Source organism: Streptomyces sp. Isolate_45, assembly GCF_024721315.2.
Classification (GTDB): domain Bacteria; phylum Actinomycetota; class Actinomycetes; order Streptomycetales; family Streptomycetaceae; genus Streptomyces.
In genome coordinates, this window is sequence record NZ_JANFAK020000306.1 from 1 (window position 1) to 4,192 (window position 4,192).

The 4,192-nt window shown below is 77.8% G+C and carries 1 protein-coding gene and 2 pseudogenes; all 3 read right to left on the reverse strand.

Features of this window, described 5'->3' with window-relative positions:
• A pseudogene (locus NOD94_RS40425) lies at positions 1-2,942 on the reverse strand (hypothetical protein); the annotation flags it as partial.
• A gap of 76 nt (positions 2,943-3,018) precedes the next feature.
• Positions 3,019-3,921, reverse strand: coding sequence for a hypothetical protein (locus NOD94_RS40430; protein ID WP_281211238.1), 903 nt, complete (start codon positions 3,919-3,921; stop codon positions 3,019-3,021).
• A pseudogene (locus tag NOD94_RS40435) lies at positions 3,918-4,192 on the reverse strand (hypothetical protein); the annotation flags it as partial. The gene NOD94_RS40430 and the pseudogene NOD94_RS40435, both read right to left, overlap by 4 nt.

The following is a 4,192-nucleotide window of genomic DNA, read 5'->3' on the forward strand; positions in this document are numbered from 1 at the left end:
AGCGGGCGGGCGGTGCGGGGGGCGTCGTCGGCCGCGCGCTGGGCGGCGCGTCGGTCCTCGTCGGCGGCGCGGGCCCGGTCCAGGCAGACCTCGGCGCGGGCCTCGGACTCGGCTGCCTCGTCGGCGAGTTCGCGCAGCCGGGCCTGCCAGCCGGAACGCTCGCGCAGACGGTGCGCGAGGCCGGACAGGACGTCGGCGACGCGGCGGGCGCGCTGGGCGGTCTCCTGACGGTCGTCGCGTACGCGGGTGGCGTCGGCGGCGGCCTCGTCCGCCTCGGCGCGTGCGGTACGGGCCTCCGCGAGTTCGGCGTCGGCCTCCTCGGCGAACGTCCGGGCGGCGGCGGCCTGCCGGGCCAGCTCGGCGAGCCGGCCGGGCGGGCAGCCGGTGCGCCAGGAGGCGAGGCGGGCGGCGAGTTCCCGGTCGCCGGAGAGGCGGGCGGCGAACTCGCGGATCTCGGTGTCGCGGGCGGTGGCGCGGGCGCGCAGCGCCTGGCGTTCCTCGTCGGCGGCGTGCTCGTCGTGCATGGCCGGGTTCGGCGGGACCAGGAAGACGTCCGGGTCGCCCGCGGGGCCGAGGGCCGGCGGGACGGGGGCCAGCAGGGCGGCGGCGGTGCCCACGGCCACGGTGGAACGGGGCAGGAGGGCGGCGCCGGTGAGGACCTCCCGGGCCCGGGAGTGCGTGTCGGGGTCGGTGATGACGACGCCGTCGACGAGTTCGGGGCGGGCCGCGAGGACGGCCGCGTGGTCGGCGGGGTCCACGGACTGGGCGAGGTAGCGCCAGCCGGGGAGGGCGGGAATGCCGTGCTCGCCGAGGTACTCGACGGTGGCGAGGACGTCCGGTCCGGGCGGCAGCAGGCCGCCGTCGCCGAGCGCGCCCAGGATGCGGGCGTCGTCGGCGGCCGCGGTGCGCAGCTCGAACAGGTGGCGTTCGGCGGCGGTGACCCCGTCGGTGAGGAGGCGGTGCAGGTCGTCGGCGTTGCGGTCGAGGTCGGCGACCGTCAGTGCCCCGTCACCGGCCGGGCGGGCCGGGCCGGGGCCGTCCCCGGCGTCGGGGGACTCGGAGGCACGGGGGTCCGGCACGGTGGCCGGGCCGGGGTACGAGGGCAGGCCCAGCAGTTCGGCGAGACGGGGGGAACCGGCGAGGGAGGCGGCGGCGCGCTCCTCCGCCCCGTGAACGGCCTCGGCCGCGTCGGCGGCGTCCGCTGCCCGGGCGGCGGTGAGCTCGGCCCGGGATTCCGCGGCGGCGGCCTCGCGGGCGGCGTCGGACGCGCCCCGGGCGGCTTCGCGGGCCTCGTCCCAGGCGGCGACGGCGGTCTTCTCGGCGTCGCTGGCCGCGAGGGCGGCGCGGGCCGGGTCGGCGTCGGGCGCGGAGTCGTCGAGCCAGCCGGCCCGGACGGCCTCGGCGGTCTCCTGCTGGACCTCGGCGAGCCGGGCCCGCAGGTGTTCGGCCTCGCTGCGGGCGCGCTGGGCGGACGTGGCGGCGGAGGTGGCGTCGCGGTGGGCTCCCTCACCGAGGCGCTGGAGCTCGGCGGAACGCTCCTCCTCCTCGTTGGCGGCGCGCTCGCCGTGCTCGGCGGCGGTGTGCAGGGCCCGTACGAGGGCGGTGGCGGCCGTGGCGCGCGCGGCCAACGCCGGGGCGGCGTCCCGCTCGGCCTCCAGGATGGCGGCGGCGACGCGCGCGGAGCGGTCCGCGGCGGCCCGGTGGCGCAGGACGATTTCGGCGGCCTGCCAGGCGGCGTGCAGGGTGCGGGCCTCGAGGAGCTCGCGGCGCTGGGCGGCCGCGGCCTTGTCGGCGACGGTCAGGGCCAGCGAGGCGTGCCGGTAGGCGAGTTCGGCGGAGACGGCGGCGCTGCGGGCGCGCGCGGACTCCGCGGCGGTGACCTCGTGGGCGGCGGCGGTGACCTGCTGCGCGAGGTCGGCGGCGCGGACGCGTTCCCCGGTGGCGCGGGCGGACAGCCGCCGGGCGAGGGTGCGCGTGCGCCGCTCGGCCCCGGCGTGGACGTCGCGGAGCCGGGCGCGGGTGGCGGCGGCCTCGACGATGCGGGTGAGCAGGTCGACCGAGCCGGCGGTGAAGTCGCGTTCGGCCATCAGCTCGGCGCGGCGGCCCAGTTTGTTGCCGAAGCCGTGGACGAGGTCGGCGAGGCCGTCGGTGTCGCGGGTGTCGGTGACGGCGCGCAGCAACAGGTCGGTGAAGTCGGAGTCCTTCTTGACCGCGAAGAGACCGGCGGCCTCGCCCTCGTCGGCGTTCATCTCGCGCTGGTAGCGGAAGAGTTCGGGGTCGAGGCCGACGTCGGTGAGGTGTTCGTTCCAGCGGTCGTGGATCTCCTCCCAGTACACCTCCAGGTGCGGGTACGCCTTCCCGGCCTCGGTGAGGGCGTCGCGGAAGCCCTTCATGGTGCGGCGGCGGCCCTGGGCGCCGGAGACGCCCTCGACGGACGGGCGCACCGAAGTGGCCTCGGCGACCGGGAGGTTGTCCAGGCTCAGGCCCGGTCCGGGGCGGAAGGAGTACCAGGCCTCGGCGAACTTGCGCGGGTCGTTGGAGACCTGGCGGCCGCGCCATTCGCTGACCTTGCCGACGACGACGCACTCGCCGGTGCGGGTGTGCTGCCATTCCAGGGCGACGTGGCCGCAGTCGTCGGCGAGCAGGAACTTGCGCAGCACGCCGGAGCTGGCGCCGCCGAGGGTGTTGCGGTGGCCCGGGAGCATCACCGAGAAAATCAGCTTCAGCAGGACGGACTTGCCGCCGCCGTTCTCCAGGAAGAGCACGCCCGCCGGCGCGGGTCGCCGGGGCGGGCCGGTGGGCTCCTCCTCGAAGAACTCCGCCTGCGCGGGCGCCGGGTGGGGCACCGGTTCGCCGACTCCGCGCAGGTCGAGCACGGTGTCGGCGTAGCGCGCGCCGGCGGGCCCGATGGAGTAGAGGCGGATCCGGGACAGCTCGTACATTTCGGCGGACTCTCGTGGTCTCTGGTGGGTCGTACGGAGGGCGTCGTACGGCGGGCGGGGTGGGGCCGGGGGCGGCTCAGGCGTGGAAGGGGAGTCCGGCGTCGGCGGCGAGGTCCAGGTCGTCGCCCTCGGGCGGCGGCAGGAGGGTGGGCGAACCGTCGCCGACGGGGACCACGCCGAGTTCCAGGAGCTCGGCCATGGCCGCGCTGCCCGCCATGTCGCGGACCTGGAGCTGGTAGCGGGGGGTGGTGCGGTAGGTGCCGCCCGAGTCGTCGCCGGTGCGCTGGAGGAAGCCGGATTCGGTGAGGAACGCGGCGGCCTTGCCGACGATGCCGGTGGTGGAACCGGCGAGGCGGCGGGCGTCCTTGGTGGCTCCGGTCGCGCTGCGGCGGGTGTAGACGCGCCAGGCGGCCTCCAGGCCGGGGGCGTCGGAGGCCGGGTCGGTGTTCTCGCCGAGTTCCCCGGCGCGTTCCTCCAGGCGGCGACAGGTCTGCCGAACGAAGGAGTCGACCCCGTTGACGGTGATGCGGCCGATGTAGCCGTCGTCGGCGAGGTCCTCGGGGCGGGGGAAGGCGAGGGCGGCCACGGCGAGGTGGGCGAGACCGTGCAGGAAGCGGTCGCCGCCGTCGGCGGCGGTGCGGCGGGCGTAGTCACCCATGCGGACGGCGAAGACGGAGTCCTCGCCGGCGGCGACGGCCATCCCGGCGCGCGGGGACACCTCCAGGACGACGAGGCCCAGTCCGGTGGCGACGGCGTCGGCGAGGCGGCCGAAGCCGGGGTCCTCGCGGTAGCGGCGCAGCAGTTCCGCGTACTCGGCGTCGCGGGCGGGCAGCAGCTTGGGCTGCAGCCCGAAGGCGACGAGCCGGGCCGCGTCCGCGGCGTCGGCGGGGGTGAGGGCCCCGGAGGAGACGGCCGCGACGGGCACCGACGCCGCGTCGGGCTCGGTCCACGCGGGGTGCTCGGCGTGGTGGTCGCTCACGGGTGGGTCTCCTCGGCGGTGCGGTGGTGGATCCGTGCGGTGGTTCCGGGCCCGGACGTCAGGCCCGTACGGGGCTCCGGGCCGGCGGTCCGGAACGGTACGGCCGGGCGGAACGGTACGGCCCGGCGGAACGGTACGGCCGGGCGGAACGGTACGGCCCGGCGGAACGGTACGGCCGGGCAGGCGGAGGCTACGTGCGACAGGCCCGGCCGGGGCCGGGCGGTGACCGCGGCGTGCGCCGGGCCCGGCCGGCGCCGCGCGGCACCCGGCG